Source organism: Bifidobacterium sp. ESL0690 (assembly GCF_029392315.1).
Taxonomy (GTDB): domain Bacteria; phylum Actinomycetota; class Actinomycetes; order Actinomycetales; family Bifidobacteriaceae; genus Bifidobacterium.
On the sequence record NZ_CP113939.1, the window covers coordinates 249,694 to 269,604 of the forward strand.

Consider the following 19,911-nt stretch of genomic DNA (forward strand, 5'->3'; position numbering starts at 1 on the left):
TCCGCCATATTCGCACTACTTGCAGCAAGCGGGTGGTGCGGTATGGCGGAATTTTTTATCATGACATTCTTGGGGCTTCGGTTTGCGGCCGCGCTTATGTGAGCGGTAACGTAGATGTTGTAAATTTGGAATATCAATAAATATGAATGATTGCCAGTGACGTGGAAGTCGCGTTTGCGGTAATCGTGATTGAAAGGAATAAATATGACTACTTTGGATGATTTCGGACCTGAAGTCCGCGCCGAGGTCAAGCAGGTGCGCGAGGTCGTCGCCTCGCTGCACGAGCAGCTGATCAAGTGGAACCTCGTCGTGTGGACCGCCGGCAACGTTTCGCAGCGTCTGCGCACGGCCGATCTGATGGTCATCAAGCCTTCTGGAATGCGCTACGAGAGCCTGACGCCGGAGTCGATGGTGGTCTGCGACCTCAACGGTGATCCGGTCGACGGCTTGGCCGGCCCCAGTTCCGACACCAAGTCCCATGCGTATATCTATCGCAATATGCCGGATGTCTACGGCGTTGTGCACACCCATTCCACCTACGCCACGGCTTGGGCGGCCACCGGCCAGAACATTCCTTGCGGCTTGACGATGATGGGCGACGAGTTTGGTGGCCCGGTTCCGGTCGGTCCGTTTGAGCTCATTGGTTCTGAGGCTATTGGCAAGGGCGTCGTGGATACGCTGAAGAAGTACCCTCATTCCCCGGCCGTCCTGATGCAGAACCATGGCCCGTTCACCATCGGCAAGGACGGCGAGGCTGCCGTCAAGGCCGCTGCGATGACTGAGGAGGTGGCGCACACGATGTGGGCCGCCCGCCAGATCGGCGACATCATCCCGATTGCGCAGGAAGACATCGATAAGTTGAATGATCGCTACCAGAATGTGTATGGACAGCACTGAAAAATATGGAGCGTCATCGCGCCGCCGACGACTTCGACATACCTTAAGTATGCCTTCGTCGACGGCGACACGATGCCGCACACATATTTCGGTTTTGATGTTAATGGACCGCTAAGTCCCAATAGATAGCAATTGGGCACTCCCCGGAATTCGTGAGGAGTGCCCAATTTATTATTTCAACGGTAATCTATCGCCTGTGACTAGTCAGGCGACAGACGCAGTAAGTCAGCGGCAATCACATATCTTCGACGACCAGATAGGTCATATCCAACGGACCGTGGACGCCGACGACCAGAACCATCTCGATATCGCCGGTGGATGAGGTGCCGGTGATGAAGTTGATGTTCGAGGTCTTGAGCTCGCCCGACTTCAAAGCCGGCTCGTAGTAGTCCATCGCCTGACGGGTGCGCGCGACAATCTTCGACTTGCGGATGATGCTCAGGTAGTGCACTGGCAGGAAGTGGAAGGCACGGCCCTGGCCGGGTGTGGTCGGAGCGGTGATGGTGCAGGATTCCGCACACAGGAAGTCGGCGAAACCGATGGCCGCCTCCGAGTGGTTCGCAGTGTCGATGTTGACCTCGCGGCCGGCGCCCGGCACCCAGAAGGAAGGCTTCGGGTCGAGCCCGTCGCGCCACTCTTCAAGCCCGAAGGCCTGATAGTTCTCGTCGTAGGTCGGCAGCAGCAGTTTGCCGTCGGCCTTCGCCGCGATGAACTTGTTGAGCGCCGTGGGGAGCTCCGCCTTGGTGGTGGTCTGGAAATCGACGTGCACGGCAGGCGCGTTCTGGCGCGCGATCTCAAGCAGCTCATCCTGGCTATGCCCGGAAAGCGTGCTCTCCGGAAGGTCGTTGACCGGGGTCATCGGATGATTCTGGAGCTGATGGCGCGGACGCCCGCTCTTCGCCGCTAGATAATCAAGGAATACCTCGCGATCGGTCATTGCTCAGTCCTTCTTTCCATCTGTTGCGGCATCGCTCGGCGCGGCCGGATTCGTCGGGTTGTTCGCTACTGCTTGTTTCAGCACCGGGTTGGCGGCAGCCGCAGCAGCAGCCTCCGGGGTGACGACAGGGGTAGGCAGAGGAACGGGGGAGACGGCCTTCTTGCCGTAGTTGCCGGTTCCGGCTTCCTCGATCGATCCCAAAGCCACTGGCACGGTTGCGTCGCTCAATGGTGCCCGCTCCAGGAGGCCGTCCTTCGCGGCTTTGCGCGCTGAAACGCTGTTGTCATACGAGCCGAAGTCCGGGGTGTTCGGGTTTTGCGCCAGAATCTCGCGCTGTGCCTTGTTGAACTCCTCGTTGTTGCCCGCAGCCTTGTACTGCTCCTTCTTACGCTTGTTGAACCACGTGCGGAAGTTCTTGGAATGGGCCGGCGGTTCGGGCAGGTCGCGGACCTTGGTCCACCCGCCGAAGACGAACGGCATCCATTCCTCGTGCTTGCCGTTTTCGTTGAGGTTCTTGGCCGTGTCGGGAACACGCTTGCCGGAAGGCGTCTTGATACCCTTCTTGGCAATCGTGTTCATCGCGACGTGGTCGAAGGTGAGCGCGGTGCGGAAGAGCGAGGAATGGCCGGTGCCAATACCGACGACCTTCATCACGGTGTCGGCGATCAGGTCGCCCATGTGCTTGTCGTTCATCTCGATCTCGCGGTGCTTCAGAATCATCTCGTGCAGCGGAATCTTGACCGGGCAGGTCGCGGTGCAGGCCGAACACAGCGAGCACGCATACGGCAGGTCGTGGAACTCGTCATAGTCGCCTTGCAGCAACGGGGAGAGCACGACGCCGATGGGCCCCGGATAGATGGAGCCATAGCCCTTGCCGCCGATGTTGCGGTAGATCGGGCAGACGTTCAGGCAGGAAGCGCAGCGGATGCACTGCAGGATTGGCTCGAACTCAGTGCCGAGCGCATTGGAACGCCCGTTGTCGACGATGACCACGTAGAAGTCCTCGGGTCCGTCGGCCTCGTCGGGGAGCTTCGGAGATACGAAGCTGCAGTAGGAGGTGAGCTTGGAACCGACGGCGGAACGGACCAGCATATTGTCCATTGTCTCTGCCTCGCGCAGTGTCGGCACGATACGTTCCATGCCCATGACGACCACCTGCGTAGGCGCAATGGACATCGAAAGATCGGCGTTGCCTTCGTTGGTGACGATGTTGACCATGCCTTGGTCGGCGACGGCGAAGTTGCAGCCGGTGATTGACATGTCGGCCTCAAGGAACCGTTCACGCAGTACCTTGCGGGAGAAACGTGCCTCGTGCTGCGGGTCGTTGTCGCCGGTGTAGCCGATCTTGCGGAAGAGCTCGAGCACCTGGTCGCGGTTCTTGTGCAATGCCGGGAAGACCAAGTGGGAGGGCTCATCCCAGTTGTCGAGCTCCAAGATAAACTCGGCCAGATCCGTTTCGGTGACCTTGACATCCGGTATCTTCAGCAAGGCCTTGTCGAGCCCGATTTCGGAGGTGACCATGGACTTCGGCTTGACGATCTTGTGCGCCTGCTTCTTCTTCACCAGGTCGGTGATGAAATCACGCGCTTCGACATCGGTCTGCGCGAAGAAGACGTGCCCGCCGCGCTTTTCGACGTTGTCGGAGAATTCCTCCAAGTAGTCGGGCAGGTAGCGCACGCACTGCTGGCGAATCTGCTCGCCGAGGTCACGCCAGCCTTCCCAGTTGCCGAGCTCGGCACGTGCGGTCTCGCGCTTGACCCACTGCGCGTCCTGCGCGTTGGAAATGGCCTTGTGCGCGAACTTGTCCTTTTCGTTGATCTTCACGCGGGTGACGAAATTGGGGTCGCCGTATTGCAGCATCGTACCGGTCTTCTTGCCGGTGCGCTTGAACAGGGTATCGTCCATCTGGGTGTCGCTCATACCAAGGCCTCCTCGTGCGCGTTGGAATGTTCCAAAGTCTGTTGGTCGATGGCCCTGCGTTGCGTGGCGTCGACGTACTTCACGCGGCTCATGTCGACATTGCTGTTGAGCACTTCCGCCAGATGCATGATGGTGATCTTCTTGCCCAGGCGGTTGAAACGCCCGCCGATGTTCATCAGGCAGCCGGGGTCGCAGGAAATCAAGACCTGTGCGCCGGTGCTTTCGACGTCCGAGACCTTCTCGTTGACCATTTCCTGGGAGACCTCGGGCATCTTCATGGAGAACATGCCGCCGAAACCGCAGCAGTTTTCGATATGCGGCAGTTCCTTGACCGTAAGGCCCTTGACGTGGTCCATAAGAATATAAGGACTTTCGCGCTCGCCGAGCAGGCGCGTCATATGACAGGAACGGTGGTAAGTGGCCACGGCGTCCAGTTCCGCCCCGGCATCGAGCACGCCGAGCACGCGGTAGAGGAACTGCGAGAACTCGTAGGTCTTGTTGGCCATCTCGTGGGCCTTGGCCTTGTACGCGTCATCGCCCTTGGGCAGGTGGAACTGCAGTTCCTTCAACATATTGACGCAGGAACCGGCAGGGCCGACGATGTAATCGGCGTCGACGCTCATCAGGGCATCGATCTCGTTGTGCATCACCTTTGTGGATTCCTTGACGTATCCGCTATTGAATGTAATCTGTCCGCAGCAGATCTGTTGCATCGGCATGTAAGTTTCGCAGCCGAATCTTTCCAGAACTTCAACCATGGCTTTCCCAACATTGGGAAATATCAGGTCGACCAGGCAGGTGGAGAAAATCACTACCTTCATCTTGACTCCTTCGAGTTGGCCTTAGATGTTATTGCTTTAGGCTTCTATCGATGCTTCCTTGCACGTGAATTCAACGTTCAATGTCCCATCAAAAACAACCTTTAACATATAACGATATACGGCGAGAATTAAAAAAAGCCGCAATTTACCATAAATTCAAGATTGTCAATGTGAGCTTGCTCACATTTAATGGTTAAACTGGGGTCTAATAACATCTTTGTTGCAACAAATTGATTGAAAATGTTGATAAAACAAATGAATTACCGTTTTCGATAACTATATTCCAAGTCTGTATATTATTGCGACACGTCGTGCTGTAAAGTTGCGAAATGAGCCGTTTGCGCCATTTTGCTTATATTCATTGATGATTTTTCGCATTGCCGGTTAACAGGTGATTGGCTGTTGTTGGGACGATAATAACGTTTGACATCTATTTTTGCAATACAATATTACTCCAATCGTGGAGTTTTCAAAAGCTCAGTCGGCGATTTCGCTTTCTTCGACCGCTGAGGTTTCCTCCACGCTCTCCGCGGTTTTCTTCTTGCCGAACTTGGCCTTCAAGAGGCCGATGATGGTGGGCAGCAGTGAGATGACGAGGATGGCGACGATGACCAACTCGAAGTTCTCCTGCACGATGGGAATGCCACCGAAGAAGTAGCCGAGCAAAGTAAACAAAGTGGACCAAGTGAGTCCGCCAAGCATCGAGAACGGCGTAAACCGCCGCCAGCGCATGCCCGAAAGCCCGGAGATGAACGGCATGAACGTGCGGATGAACGGGAAGAAACGGCCGAGGAAGACGGCGAGCGGGCCCCACTTGTCGATCATGGCCTCGGTTTTGGCGAGGCGTTCGGGGGTCATGGCCTTGACCTTGCCGCTTTCGATGATCTTGCGGCCGAAGAAATGGCCTATGAAGTAGTTGCATTGGTCACCGATGATCGGGGCGAGCCACACAATCGGCAACAGCGCGATCAGGGGGAGCGCGGATTTGCCGGTCACTGCGTCGGGTGCGGCGAAGAAGCCGGCTGCGAACAGCAGCGAGTCACCGGGCAGGAATGGGAAGAAAACGACGCCGGTCTCGATGAAGACGATGAGGAAGATGAAGCCGAGCGTCGGCGCCACCCCCATCGAGATCCAGCCGGCGATGATGGTGCGCGGGTCTTTCAGAAGCTCAATGAGGAAGTGAATGAAACCCATGGTGTCCCGTCTATAGTCCTATTAATTGCAGTGTTCGCGTTCGTGGTCGCAAGCCCGTTGGCTGCTATATGTTGGTGAGCGGCTTGGCGGCTTGGCCGTGTGGGCAGTCGGCTGGTCTGCAGACGCCATGAACGGATGCGGCGTGCAGGTGGCAGCTGATTTGGTCCAACTTCGCCACTTTACCAGCAACATTCTGGCAATTGGCTGCCAAATGCCTGACCCCCATATGAATCTCACAAATCGTCTTGCGGCAAAGCTGGGGAATGGCGCTCCGCTTCTGCCGGGTTCGGGAGGCTTTCACGGGTTACTTGAGGCTTGCTGGGCAATGAGCCCACGCTCACTTCCTATATATTGTTTCGCGTCATCGCCGACGTGAATCTGTTCGGCGGGGGTCTTGGGAATCGACAACCAGTGTCTTATGTAAAGAAAATGTGAAAATTGTCAAACAAGTAAAAATGGCAAAATCTTGAAAGAGATAGTTAATATCACAATATGATTATTTTGAAGTTCTATAAAACGTTTGATTAAATTTTTGTAAGACCAACTGCGAGAAGCGGTTTAACATAATTAATATTTAAAATTATCGGAATTGACTATTTAGGAAAACTTCCAAAAAACCTTGTAACTGGTCAAATAAAGCCGTTTTGTTACCTCGATTATTAGGCTCTCGGCAATCTTTCTTTCTGTAATATGAAAAGCGAAGTCAAATTGAAATACATAGAAAATAGAAAATTAGACAATATTTAACGTTTGTACGTCAAACGTTATTTATTATATATATTTTATTTTTTTGCCTAAGGAGTTATGGGCAGACTGGGGAGTGCTTTTTGAAACGTGTAGTGCTCAGGAAGAAACTGCTATGTGCGCTTGCGGTCATCGCAATCGCGCTCATAGGCGCGTTGCCTGCGAATTTCGTTATCGCGGACGCTGAGGGGAGTGCTGCCTCCAACCCACTTTTGCGCGGCGGCGAAAGTTCGTCTTCGTCCTTGACCCGCGATTTCACGCAATCCGATTTCCCTGCGGCATGTATTCAAAGTTCCTCTACCGCCGTCCCGACCGACCAGAAGGTCGACTGCAAGCCCAAACTTTTCCAGTTCCTGGGCGAGAACAACAAAATGCAGGGCAACAACATCGCCGACGAGTTACGCATGGATTTCGTGGTGCGTCTGCCTCACGGCATGGTAAACCCCAATTGCGTGTCTTTGGGGAGCTCTTCGGATTATACGGGCAATATGGGGCAGAGCAACGGCCACGATTGTGGCATGCAGGTCATCTTCTCCCGTACCAATTCCGACGGGAAGGCGTCCGGTGGGACTCGAGATCTGCGCGCCGCGAAATATCTCAATACCTATGGCGGCGATGGTTCGAGCGTCAATGAAACCACGGGTCGAAGGGCGGCAGCGGCTTGGGCTTCCAACCGTGATGAGTTTTATACCATCCACAATGTGATGGTTTCCGGTGATTACGACTTCATCACCATGTCGCTGGAAGGTGACATTGCCTATAGTGTGGGCAATCAAATCGCCAACGGCGACGTCGGCGGCGTGAAGTTTCTGCCGCAATACGTCTATATCCTCGCTTCGACCGGCAGAGGGTCACGAAATTCTTGGGATTATCAGTTTGGTGATTTTGGCGCCATCAGTTATATCACCAATATCGCGGCGGAACGGCCTGCTTATATGTATGCCAACGGCGTGAACAGCCCTTCCGTGAACAGTGTGGCCGATGCCAATGCCAAATTGCCCTATGCCAACAACGGGCCGATTTCCTATATTGGCTGGGACAACAACACCAATCTATGGAGCGGCGGCCAGGCCAACTGGGGATTGGTCACCGATTACGGATTCACCGGGCAATCGTCGGGGAGCACTATGGTGGCTCCGGCCAACTCCTTCTTCGTCGAGTGGTACAACAGGGCGCTGGGCAATACTTATACCTATAGGGATTCGAGCGGAAACACCCAGAGGATGCCCTATCCGTGTTCGCAGAACACGTCGTTCTACTACCAATGGTTCGGGCTTGACGGGCATAATTGGCTACCGGTGACTTCGCTGACCCCAGACCCCGTGAAGTTTACCGGGGCGCCTGCCCTCAGTTACTATGATGGGAGCAAGCCTGCATTCAATGCCACCAACAGGGGTTATGGGTGGGGCAACAGCACCCCCAACGGCAAGTTGATCGTTCCCAATGCTGGCACTGCCAACATTGCGCAGAATGCCGATGGAAGCATCGACTTCGGCAAGGCAAGGGCGATCCAGCCTAAGCTTGACGGTTATTTCAAGCTGGTCACCTGGCCGATCACCACCACGCCGACCACGAGCGACCCGAACGGACCTCAGTCCTATGACGGCTGCATCTCAACGGCCGCGCCGACGGGCGATTCCTCGTTCAGCGTCCGTGACGCCTACAATCCGCTTTATAACGATGCTGATCCCAGCAATCCCGTCGATATCAACATCAATACGTCGCAAGCCGAGATCAACGATGCCATTGCCAAGGGCTGGACTATCGACACTGCTTATGCCAAGTATGCGATTGATCGGCCTGATCCGCCTTTCATTAATCAGTCGCCTTTACCGTACGCCGATCCTGACAGCAGAACCATCACCGGTACCGGTACCCCGGGCTACAAGGTGACGCTCTACCGCGAAGATCCTAACTCTCTGATTAGCGACAGCGATCCGGACAACAGTTCGACCAGAGGCGACCGTGTCGGCACCGCCATAGTGGGAGAAGACCACACCTGGAGCATCGATGACAACACCTCAATCAATCCGCTGCTTCAGAATCACGTCCGCTATCACGCTTGGCAGACGGAAGAGACCAGTGGTTACGAGCTCAGCTCCTTGTTCTCGAATATCGTACGGGAAGACTTTCGGGCGAGGCTAAACTCAAATCCGCAGATTTCGTCCATCATAGTGCCGCATACCGGCTCTTCTGGAACCCTTTCAACGCCCGCCCAAGTGACGATTCCTCTCAGCTACCACGGCTCTAGCCACTCGACTTTGCGAGTCTACGCGATACCGCAAAACGACGCGCAGACATCTTCGCCAGTTCCGGCAGGCACCATTCCCGATGACAAGTGGAAGGTGTGCGACGAGGGCCAGATCGGCTCCTCGATCGGCTGGAACTGCGTTATCGATGCAAGCAAGTTCAGTGATGCCAATCATACGAAGGGCGACGGCACTCCATATATCTGGTACACGGTTATCGCTGTACTCACCGCTCCTGGTGGTTCTTCGAACTACGGTGAGGTTAACAACCAAGTCATCGACATGTATCCGCCCGTTGTCACCATCAGTTCGGTCGATCGCGCAACAGGTCTGGCCCAAGGCACTGTGACCAAGCCGAAAACCGGCGAAACCATGAGCAGCGTCAAGGTGTTGGTCACTTGGCCTGACGCCAGCACCAAAACCGTCACTACCGACAGTTCGGGCAACTGGCAGGCCGATATACCTGCCACCATGACGTCCGGCACGGTCAGCGTATCCGCTACCGATAACGCTAGCGCTCGTGAGATAGACCATAACTTCGACGCGGCCCCGACAGATCAGGGCAACCAGTCGGCAACCGTTACGGCTCAGCTCACCGGCTATCCCCTTCTTAGCAATCTGCCGTTCACAGGCAGGCGCCCATGGCTGGCCTTCCTGTTGGCATTCATTGTGGCGGTGGCAGCCATCGGCGGTTACTTCGCTTTCCGGCGTCTTCGTTCCAACTTGATACATAAGGGGGCGCATGCGAAATGACGTATAGCACTCCAGGTTCCAAAGGGGTGATGCTTGTGGTACCGCGTTGCAGACCGAGCCCGAAAGGCTACGGAACATAGGATTTCATAACTTAACCGAACAAAAAGCAGTATTTCAATCTTGTAAAGGGGATTGAACAAGAAAGAAAGGGCTAACCCAATTATGAGTAGCAAAAAACTTCGTGCGCTGGCAGCAGGCGCGATTGCGGCGGCCACGTTGTTGGCGTTCTCGCCGTTAAGCGGTGTCGCCAATGCGGCGACACAGACCATGAACATGTCCGGTGTCACAGCGCCCAATATCGTCATCAACGGTACTGATGCGACCATGAAGGACCACACGTTCGTCGCCGTGAAAATCGGCGATTATCTCACCGCCCAGTATGACGACACCACTCCCAGTGGTTCCACGCCCGGCACGTTGACCTCGGTTTCCGTGGGTACCACCGCCGACGCCAAGGCTGCCGCCACCGACGCTTTGACAACCGCAAAGGGCAGCAGTGCTGCGGATACCGGCTATGATGGCAACCCGGTCGGTGAAGTCGCTTCGAAGTGGCTCGGCTATGCCGCCACCGGTTCCTCTGATACCACATCGAACAGTGCCAACTCGGCTTGGAGCGGCAAACTGCGTGACTTCGTCACCGCTTTGATGAAGAGCACTGTCGAGAATGGCTCGCATCAGACGTTCAGCCAAATGGTGGGGGCCGGCACTCCGACCACTGCATCTCTGGTCAGCGGCACTACGTACCAGGCAAGTATTCCGGTGAGTTCTCCGGGTATCTATGTCGTCGTCGATACGACGACGCAGCCGCTTCATACTGGCAGCACAGCTTTCAAGGACGCCATCCCGATGCTTGTGAGCACCGGAATCACTTCCGGCTCCACCAGCTACACCCAGCTTGGAGCCATCGCTTTGGGCACAGTGAATATGAAGGGCGATGCTCCTTCGGTGAGGAAGGCTCTTGACACTTCGCAGGATAATTCGGATACCTCGGTCGGCGGCAAACTGCATTACGTGCTGACGAGTGCGGTTCCTCTGACCACTGGCTATGACCACTATATCTTCACGATGAGTGATCACCCAGGTACTGGTCTGACTTTTGACGACACCGTCACGCCTGTAGTAAAGGTCGATACCACTACACTGACCGCAACAACTCCCCATGCGTCCGGCGATTATACCTTCACCCATAATGAAGATGCCAACGGCAATACGACGTATATGGTCTTCGATCTGTCTCCTTCCATCCGCAGCCAAACCTATGGCAAGCCGATCACGATCACCTATGCCATGAAGATCAACGACAACGCGGTTAGCGGACAGCCTCTGAAGAACGGTGTGACCGTCTCGTATTCGAACGACACCACCAAGCAGCCGAGCGCCGATGCGGCGCAAACGGATAGCAACGGTAATGTCGTCAACTGCGTTCCGGCTCCGTCCTCTCCGAATCCCTGCACCAACGGCGACGTCACCAAAGACGATAGCCAGGATGGCTCCAACAGCCCGACCGCTCTCGAGACCTACTTCCATCATTTCGATGTGATGAAGGTGAAGAAGAGTGATGGCACTGGTCTGAAGGGTGCTACTTTCCAGCTGACCAAGAAGGGCGAAACCACTCCGATCACGTTCCTGAAGCAGTCGAACGGCGTTTACAAGAAGGCCGCCAACCAAAGCGAAAACGGGGCAACTGCCAATCTGGCCGTGTTCGATGGCACTCCATCGACCTCGACTGCGGATACCCCTCACGATCTCGGTCAACTGCAGATTGATGGCCTTGCCGACGGTGTGTATACGCTCAAGGAAACCGTTGCTCCTAGCGGTTATTCCTCCACGTTCATGCCTTCCACTGATGTTCAGGTCGGCGGCGGCAGCGGAACCAACGCGGCGGATTCGAAGTTCGCCAATACGAAGGACGCTGTCTTCGGCCTCATCGACGCAAACGGAACGGTCGCTTCCGGTTCCACTCCTGCGGCCTTGGGTGCAGTATCCATGGCCAGCGGCGGCGCTGTTCTGGTCAACAACGTCAACTCGATCTCGCAGCTGCCTTTGACCGGCGGCGTGGGCATCCTGATGATGCTTCTGTTGATCGTGGTGCTCGCCATGATCGTCGCGGCTCTCGTGATCGCCCGTCGCAAGCTCAACAAGTCAAGCGAATGAGGCGAGCAGCCAAGTGAAGAACCGCTTTCACGGCTTGGTTTCATGAATCGTTGAAATTACTTTTCATCGAAACCTGATCGAAAGCGATGATTCGCTTCAGGTAATGGCAAGAAGGGCGTGACCCGATGTGGTTGCGCTTTTCTTGCCATTACTATGTTTTGGTTCACGGCATTATGTCTGGGCTCGCTGCGTCGTTCCGCTGATTCAGGTTCGCGTGGGCCTGCCGGTAATAATGTCGGTAATGTTATCGGTATTCCTGCCGGTAATTCTTTCAACAATACTGTCGTTACGTCAGTCGTTGAGCCCTCTTGTGGCTCATCAACCCTGCGTTACCCGTGCCTAAAAGGAGGTTATATATGGTGTCGTCGAACGGGGAGGAAGCCGGCCAATCGCGGCTGTCGGATGCTTCTTTCGCTGCCGTTCTGAACGAGCCGGAAGAGCAGAAAGACGGGTTTCGTCGCGGTGTGATTCTTACCGTCGACGCTCTCATCGCCATTTTCGTCGTGGCGCTTCTTGTGGCCCTGGCCTGGTTTCCGGTGCGCTGGCTTTCCGACATGAACCTCGAACGTGAGATGACGCAGAGCAACAGCGCGCGTTTCAATTCCTGGCCGCAAGGCAAGATCGCCGACGAATATGCCAAGGCGCAGGCCTATAACCGCAAGATCGCCGCGGGCGGGCAGGCCACGCTCGGCGAATACGTCGATCCCTTCGCCAAAGGCGCGGACCTCGACAAGCCGCTAAGCGAGAGGGACACCAACTACAAATCCCTGCTCAACGACGGCACCGGGATGATGGGCACCGTGCGCATCCCCAAGATTTCGGTGCGCATGCCGATTTTCCACGGCACCTCCGAGACGGTTCTGCGCCACGGGGCCGGCCACCTTTACGGCACCAGCCTTCCGGTCGGCGGTGCTTCGACCAACGCCGTGTTGAGCGGGCACAGCGGCCTGCCGGGGGCGCTGCTGTTCACTCGGCTCGACGAGCTTAAAAAAGGTGATTTCTTTTATATCCAGACTTTGAACCGCACGATGGGCTACCTGGTCACCGGCATCCATATCATCCAACCGACCGACACCCACCTCTACAAAATCGTGCCGGGGCAGGACCTGGTGACGCTTATGACCTGCACGCCGTATGGCATCAATACCGAGCGCCTGATCATCACCGGAAGCCGGCGCTCCATTCCTGAGCCGATTCCCGACCTCGACCATTCCCAGAACGACGGCATTTTGAACGGTATCGTCACCGGCCTGACCATATTCCTCATCGGGGTGACCGTGACGAGAGTGCGTCACAAGAAGCCGCGCCCGATTCGCCACGCGCTTATCGCCGGCCAACCGCCGCGCTTCTGGCAACGTCGTCGCCGCGCCGCTTTGCATCCGACGGAGCCTCACGGCGATTGATGTCGGCTCTTGAAATTGGATAGAACGGCGAGAAACGTTCAAGCGGCCAAAATTGACATCATGATGGACTTTGTTCTAAACTAGCGAGTAGTTTCGAAACGTTTCGATGAAAGTTATCCGAAATCAAGAACGTTGGAACATAGCCGGGTAAAGCCCGACGCTACGTGCACGGTAAAGGAGGCGGCGCATGGCTGGTATCAAGGAAGTTGCGAAAGCCGCGGGAGTATCCGTTTCCACCGTTTCCTACGTGCTTTCCGGCAAACGCTCCATCTCCTCGAAAACCACCGACAAGGTCCTGAAGGCCATCGACGAACTCGGCTATATTCCCGATGCCAGCGCGCAGAAGATGCGCGGGCAGTTGAACCATATCATCGCCATCAGCGAGCCGATGCACGAGGGCATGAACCAGATGCAATATAATGCATACTTCATGCAGTCCGCGTGGCAGGCCAGGGCCGCAGGGTATGACGTGCTGCTGCTCACCGGCGCCGATGCCGTGGCCGACATCGAACGCGTGACGCACAGCAATCTCGTCGACGGAGTGCTTCTGCTCGACGTTGAGGAACGCGACGCGCGCGTGGCGCAGGCCGCTCGCTACCACAAGCCGTGCGTGGCCATCGGGCTGCCCGAGAACCACAAGGATTGTGCCTGCATCGACATCGATTTCGCCAAGATGGGCCGTCGCAGCGCCGACAGGCTTTTCGCGTTGGGCCATCGTCAGGTCGCGTTTTTGCGGGCCCAGGAAATCGACTATGCGCGTCACGCCGGTTATGTGCTGCTCTTCCGCAACGCGTTCCTCGCCCGCGCCGAAGAAATCGGCCTCAAGGTCTTCGAATCCGGTCCGGTCGATAACGCGACGTTCGATGCCAGAACATTCGTGACTGATATGCTTGCTCAAAGCCCGCGCCCGACGGCTTTGGTCAGTCAGTCCGGTGTCAATATCCTGAACCTCGCGGTCACCGCTTTGATGGCCGCCGGTTTCAAGATTCCCGACGATATTTCCGTGCTTTCCTGCGGCACGTTCCTGCGCGACGAACCGATGCGTCGGCCGGTGAGCGAAGAGCCGTTCGAACCGGAACGACTTTGCTCGATAGCCATGGGCTCGCTGATTTCCGCCATCGAGCACCGTCAGGGAATCGCCGGGGAAGTGACGCTGATCGATCCGAAATTTATCGATCGCGGCTCGCTCGCCGCGGCACCGAAGGTTGCCGAAATTTCAACTTCGAGACCAATCGCTTCTGCTCGCAAAAGCAGGGACATGGAAGGGGAACTTATGGATTGAATCGACACCAAACGTTGGGGTGAGTGAAGAACCGGCGCTCGGCCGGCCAGCTTTTCAGTGATGAGGGCTTGGCGCGGCTGCGAGCTTTGATTCTGCCTTTCAATGGAGCAAGGAATTACGTAAAAAAATAAAGTGCGTTCATTGTCCCATGAATCGAAACGTTTCGATTATTAGTTACATAATTCCATCCATCTATAAATTTTCAAGGAGGAAAGATGAAGATAAGGAAGATTGTCGCGACAGCGCTCGCGGCGGTGCTCTCGTTGACGGCGCTTTCGGCCTGCGGGTCGAGCAACGCCCAGGATGACGCGCATCCGCAAAGCATTTCGTTCTGGTATTATGACCTGCCCACCGCGGCCCAGACCGAGGCATGGAAGAAGGCGGCCGACCAGTTCACTAGGCAGACCGGCGTCAAGGTGAGGTTCGAGGTCAAGTCCTTCACCCAGATCGCGCAGAACTCCAGCCAGTTCCTCGACTCGAACCAGGCCCCCGACATCATGGAATCCAACCGCGGCAACGGTTCTGCGGGCATGCTTTCCTCGATGGAGCTTTTGAGTGATTTGAAGCCGTACGTCAAGAAATACGGCTGGGACAAGAAGATCACCAAGGCCGACGCCTCGATCGCCAAATACGATGCGATGGGCATTATGGACGGCACCAAGTGGGTCGGTCTGCCGAGCTACGCCGAATACCAGCGTGTGTATTACAACAAGACGATGTTCGACAAATACGGTATCAAGATCCCCACCACGATGGCCGAATTCGAGCAGGCGTGCAAAGAGTTCAAGTCTCGCGGCATCACCCCGATCGCCGCCGACGCGCAGGAATACGGCGTGATGTGGCTCTGGTGGTCGCTGGTGGGCACGAAGGCCGACAAGCGGTTCATCGACGATTGGCAGATGTACAAGCATGATGTCAACTGGAACGCCGAACCGCTGACCTACGCCACCAACACCATCAACGACTGGGTCAAGAAAGGCTATATCTCGCGCAGCGCCACCGGTCTCAAGGCCGAAGACACCACGAACTCCTTCATCAAAGGCAACGAATACCCGATCTACCAGACCGGCACGTGGAACCAAAGCCGTTTTATCGACCAGGTCAAGAACTTCGAATGGACCGCGGCCGCGCTGCCGGGCACCAAGATGCTGCAGGGCTGCACGGGCAACCTTTTGACCATCCCCACCAAATCGCATCATAAGGACCTCGCCGCGAAGCTCTTGAACAACGTGCTCTCTGCGGAGAATCAGGACGGCATCGGCAACGCCGGCGGCATCCCGCTGGCCGCCGACATGAGCAAGATCACCAACGTGAAGAACCAGGAGATGATCAAGGAATATTCGCAATATTCCAAGAAAGGCGCCCTTTCCTACTACCCGGATTATCCGGCCTCGAACCTGACTGACGACATCTCCTCGCAGTTCCAAGAGCTCGTCAATGGCACCGAAACGCCAAAGCAGGTGCTCGACTCGCTTCACAAGTCCTACGACACCGGCGTGGTCGACATGGGCTTCAAGGACTGAGCGGGGGTTGTCGTTTCGATTCGGTCCGGTTCGTTTCGAGTCGGTTCAGCCCATCCCGTTTCGTCCCGATCGTCTCGTTTCGATTCACCCGATGAGTTCCCGCCATCGCAATCATCAATTTCGTAGTTCATTACTTCCAAGGAGGTTGTAATGCAAAAAGACAAAGCCAAGAGGCCCGCGATGTCGCGCCTTCCCGGCAATAAATCCTCAAAATTCATTCCCTACCTCATCCCCGGTGTGCTGGGGCTTGCGGTCATCATCATCGTCCCGTTCCTGTGGAACGTATGCCTGAGCTTCACACGTTGGCGCGGGGTCGGGCCGATGAAATTCGTCGGGCCCAAGAACTGGATCAGGCTGATGGGCGACGCCACGTTCTGGAAATCGTTCCTTAATTCGTTCTGGATCATCGTGGCCATCGTGGTCATCCCGACCATCCTCGGTCTCCTTATTTCCTCGGTGCTGACCGACGTCATCCAGAAGAAGTTCGGCTCCAAGACGGCCTCGTTCATCCGCGCGCTCTATTATCTTCCGCAGCTGCTGCCGGTCGCCGTGGCCGCAATCATCATGGGCTGGATCTTCCGCCCGGACGACGGTGCGATCAACGCGCTCATCGCCAAGTTCACCAGCGGCCCGGTGGCCATCAACTGGCTCGGCAACCCGAAACTCGCCCTGCCGAGCCTGATGTTCATCCTGATCTGGATTCAGCTGGGTTATCCGATTGTGATCTTCATGTCCGGTCTGCAGCGCGTGGACCCTGAGCTTTACGAGGCCGCGGGGCTTGACGGCGCGAACTGGTGGCAGAAGTTCCGCGTGGTCACGCTGCCGTCGATCATGCCGGAACTGATGGTCGTCATCCTCACCGCCACCATCGGCGCGTTGAAGACCTTCGGTCCAGTTTACCTGCTGACTAAAGGTGGCCCCGGTACTACAACAATCGTGCCGTCCTACTATTCCTACAACCAATTCTTCCAAATCCATCAGGTCGGCTACGGCGCCGCCATCTCGACTTCGCTGACCTTGGTCATCATCGTGTTCTCCGTGGTGTTCACGATTTTCCAGGGCCGTGTCGAGAAGAATATGGACGACTGAGGGGAGTGCAACATGTCTGAAGCAACAATATCGGCGGCCGCTATGGGCTCCGCCAAAGCAAATGCAAAGTCAGCTGTCAAGTCCAGGGCCATCAAAACGGTGCGACGCAACGCGCGCGGTCTGCGCTACGTACGCAACGCAAGCATGGCGCAAGCCAGCGCTTCTGCCGCTCAAAGTAATACGAAAACCGCTGTAACCGTCTCGCAAGAGCAGAGCCAAGGCAGGAGCGCTGAAGTCAGTCATAAGGCCAAGCACATCCGGTCATGGGGTGATTGGATGGCGCTGATTCTGCTGATCGTCGGCGCCCTCATCATGCTTTTCCCGATCATCATCCTGACGATGAACGCCTTCAAGACCATCGGCGACTACAACGCCACCGGTCCGCTTTCCCTGCCGGCGCACCCCACGATGAGCGGCATCGTCGGCTTCTGGAAGATGAGCGACTTCCCGGTGAAACTCGGCAACTCCCTGCTGATCTCCCTGATTGTCGCAGTGCTGGGCGTGGTGCTTTCCGTGCTCAACTCATTCGCGCTGGGCATCGGCAAGGTCAAGGGCAATCGCTGGATCATCCTGGCCATCATGCTCGCCAACATGATGCCGCAGGAAGCGCTGCTCTTCCCGCTCTACACCATGTTCAAGCACATCGGCCTCTACAACACGCAATGGGCGATCGTCGTCATCTTCACCATCATCCAAAGTGCGTACGGCACCTACCTGCTTTCGTCGGTGTACGGCACATTCCCGGAGGCCATTCTCGAGGCGGCCACGCTTGACGGCGCCAGCCGTTGGGAGACGCTTCTGAAGGTCGTGCTGCCGATTTCGTGGTCGACCATCAGCGTGCTGTTCGTCTTCTTCTTCGTGTGGACATGGAACGAATACATGATTCCGATGGCCTTCCTGATGGACGACAACGTGCAGACCGTACCGCTGGCGCTCGCCACCCTGCAGGGCCAGCACACGATGGACGCGACCACCCTGGCCGCGGCGTCGCTCTTAAGCATCATCCCGACCATCATCTTCTTCATCATCTTCCAGCGCAAGCTCAATCAAGGCATTGTCGCTGGTGCGGTGAAGTGAAAGTGAAGTGAGATTGCCGCTAAACGATTGCCTGTTCCGCGCATGTGCCGTTGGTGTCGGCAATCGTTTGGGGAGCTCCTGCTGGCAAACGGACTCCGGGAAAGTTTTATGGTCCGTTTCCCAGCAGTACTGTGTGGATTTATGCGTTTGATGCAGGTAAACGGACTCTGAGTTCAGGTACTGGTCCGTTTACCGGCACCATACTGTGTACGAGTCAATGACAGGAATAAGGTGCGATAGAGTGTCGTATTGATAAAGCGGCCTAATCAATTGAGCGCCAATGAGAATAGCGGAATCGGAAAGGTTTAAAGATGAATGGAATGTCGGTAAATCCGGGCGCAGGATTAAGCGTGTGCGGGAATTTCGGCGGCGGCATGCTTGACGGGTTGGCGACGGCCTCGCGCGGGCGCTCACGCTGCGTCAACGCGGAAAACCCGACTGGCGGCAAAGGCGTGGCGGCGATGAGTGCCGGCAAGCTCGGCCCTTCGCGCAAAGGAACGCCCTGCCTCGGCACTGTTCCGGCCGGCGAATCCGTGACGCTGATGGACGTCGACGGCCCCGGCGTCATCCGCCATATCTGGATGACCGTCACCGACAAGACCTCACCCACCGGCCCGAACGTTTTGCGCAACCTGATCCTCGAGTTCTATTGGGACGGCGAGGAAAGTCCGTCCGTCGTCTGCCCGATTGGCGACTTCTTCTGCTGCGGCCACGCCCAGGATTGCCCCGTCAACTCCATGCCTATCGTCGTAGCCCCCAACCGCGGTTTCAACTGCTACTTCGCCATGCCCTTCGAGCATGCCAAAATCGTCCTGCGCAACGACCACAACGAGGACGTTCCGGCGTTCTTTTATCAAATCGATTACACGGAATACGACGCGCTGCCGGTCGATGCGATGCGCTTCCACGCCCAGTGGCGTCGTGAGCGGGTCACTAAGGAGCAGCAGGATTACACGATTCTCGACGGCGTTCGTGGCCAAGGCACCTACGTCGGCACCTACCTCGCGCTGACGGCGTTGGAAAGCCGTTGGTGGGGCGAAGGCGAGGTCAAGTTCTACCTCGACGGCGACATCGATTACCCGACCGTCACCAGCACCGGCACCGAGGATTATTTCGGTGGGGCTTGGAGTTTCGCGACTTTTGATGAAAATCATCATATGCGAGAGCAGACCTATTGCGCCCCGTTCGTCGGTTTCCCGTTCCGTTCGCAAAGCCTCGGCAACCGCGAAAGCGAGTATTGGGACAAGTCCACGCCCGTGATGCGCGGGATGTATCGCTGGCACATTCCCGATCCGATTTATTTCGAACGCGATTTGCGCGTGACCGTCCAACAGATCGGCAGCCAGGAAGCCGGCCTTTTCGAGCGCTCGGACGACGTGGCCAGCGTCGCCTACTGGTACCAGCGCGAGCCGCACACCCCGTTTCCGCCGCTCGGCGATCGTCACTTCCGTCAGCCGCGGTGAGTGACGGGGAGGGTTCGGTTCTTCAGGTTCGGCCCCCTGCTTTAGCCGCTAATCCGCAAATTCGGACTTTTGCAATCGCTAAAGTGTACGTTTTTTACGTCACTGTGCAGGAAGTACGTTTTGAAAGCGCTAACTTGCACTTTTGGTACGCTGGCGTGGCAAAAGTACGTTTTGCGGGTGCCAAAGTGCACTTTCGTGACGGTGGCGTCAGAATAATGCACCTTGATAATGGTCGGAAGTTGACGGATCGAAGTGACGGCGGCAAAGCCCCAATTCTGCCAAAGGTTTTGCGTTAACGTTCTCATGGTGTTTCGTGGGCCGGTAATATTACAAGGTTCGGGGTATGCTTGCCAACAGTGAACGATGCGCTGGCTGCCCATGCAACGCTGAGATTGCGGGCAACCA

The 19,911-nt window shown here is 56.3% G+C and carries 13 protein-coding genes; 9 read left to right on the forward strand and 4 right to left on the reverse strand.

The genetic code is table 11. The features are described 5' to 3' along the window. Positions 1-204: 204 nt before the first annotated feature. Positions 205-897 carry an L-ribulose-5-phosphate 4-epimerase gene (locus OZX62_RS00910; protein ID WP_277158581.1) on the forward strand — a complete coding sequence of 231 codons (693 nt, stop codon included), beginning with the start codon at positions 205-207 and terminating at the stop codon, positions 895-897. A gap of 235 nt (positions 898-1,132) precedes the next feature. Here OZX62_RS00910 and OZX62_RS00915 read toward each other — a convergent pair whose 3' ends face one another. From OZX62_RS00915 to OZX62_RS00930, 4 genes are all read right to left on the reverse strand, one after another. Continuing rightward, a complete protein-coding gene (locus OZX62_RS00915) occupies positions 1,133-1,834 on the reverse strand; it encodes a lactate utilization protein C (RefSeq protein WP_277176181.1) in 702 nt (233 codons plus the stop codon). A 3-nt stretch (positions 1,835-1,837) separates the two neighbouring features. Next, on the reverse strand, positions 1,838-3,754 hold the full coding sequence (locus OZX62_RS00920; protein WP_277176182.1) for a LutB/LldF family L-lactate oxidation iron-sulfur protein: 1,917 nt from the start codon (positions 3,752-3,754) through the stop codon (positions 1,838-1,840). Further along, positions 3,751-4,575: a (Fe-S)-binding protein gene (locus OZX62_RS00925; protein WP_277176183.1), complete on the reverse strand. Its 825-nt coding sequence runs from the start codon at positions 4,573-4,575 to the stop codon at positions 3,751-3,753. The genes OZX62_RS00920 and OZX62_RS00925 overlap by 4 nt, the downstream gene beginning before the upstream one ends. Positions 4,576-5,052: 477 nt before the next feature. Continuing rightward, a complete protein-coding gene (locus OZX62_RS00930; RefSeq protein WP_277176184.1) occupies positions 5,053-5,769 on the reverse strand; it encodes a VTT domain-containing protein in 717 nt (238 codons plus the stop codon). An 827-nt stretch (positions 5,770-6,596) separates the two neighbouring features. Between OZX62_RS00930 and OZX62_RS00935 the strand changes: the two genes are divergently transcribed. The 8 genes from OZX62_RS00935 (at position 6,597) to OZX62_RS00970 (ending at position 19,506) form a co-directional block, all read left to right on the forward strand. Next, on the forward strand, positions 6,597-9,515 hold the full coding sequence (locus OZX62_RS00935) for a hypothetical protein (protein ID WP_277176185.1): 2,919 nt from the start codon (positions 6,597-6,599) through the stop codon (positions 9,513-9,515). A gap of 162 nt (positions 9,516-9,677) precedes the next feature. Beyond that, positions 9,678-11,669 carry an isopeptide-forming domain-containing fimbrial protein gene (locus tag OZX62_RS00940; RefSeq protein ID WP_277176186.1) on the forward strand — a complete coding sequence of 664 codons (1,992 nt, stop codon included), beginning with the start codon at positions 9,678-9,680 and terminating at the stop codon, positions 11,667-11,669. Between the two features lie 356 nt (positions 11,670-12,025). After that, entirely contained in the window at positions 12,026-13,072 is a 1,047-nt protein-coding gene (locus tag OZX62_RS00945) for a class C sortase (RefSeq protein ID WP_277176187.1), read from the forward strand. 187 nt (positions 13,073-13,259) lie between these two features. Continuing rightward, the gene (locus OZX62_RS00950) at positions 13,260-14,354 is read left to right on the forward strand and encodes a LacI family DNA-binding transcriptional regulator (protein ID WP_277176188.1); all 1,095 of its coding nucleotides are present in this window, start codon (positions 13,260-13,262) and stop codon (positions 14,352-14,354) included. A gap of 215 nt (positions 14,355-14,569) precedes the next feature. Then, the gene (locus OZX62_RS00955; protein ID WP_277176189.1) at positions 14,570-15,877 is read left to right on the forward strand and encodes an ABC transporter substrate-binding protein; all 1,308 of its coding nucleotides are present in this window, start codon (positions 14,570-14,572) and stop codon (positions 15,875-15,877) included. Between the two features lie 150 nt (positions 15,878-16,027). Next, on the forward strand, positions 16,028-16,966 hold the full coding sequence (locus OZX62_RS00960; RefSeq protein WP_277176190.1) for a sugar ABC transporter permease: 939 nt from the start codon (positions 16,028-16,030) through the stop codon (positions 16,964-16,966). 276 nt (positions 16,967-17,242) lie between these two features. Beyond that, complete coding sequence (locus tag OZX62_RS00965) at positions 17,243-18,043, forward strand: carbohydrate ABC transporter permease (protein WP_277176980.1); 801 nt, start codon at positions 17,243-17,245, stop codon at positions 18,041-18,043. A gap of 320 nt (positions 18,044-18,363) precedes the next feature. Then, positions 18,364-19,506, forward strand: coding sequence for a glycoside hydrolase family 172 protein (locus OZX62_RS00970; RefSeq protein WP_277176191.1), 1,143 nt, complete (start codon positions 18,364-18,366; stop codon positions 19,504-19,506). Positions 19,507-19,911: the final 405 nt, after the last annotated feature.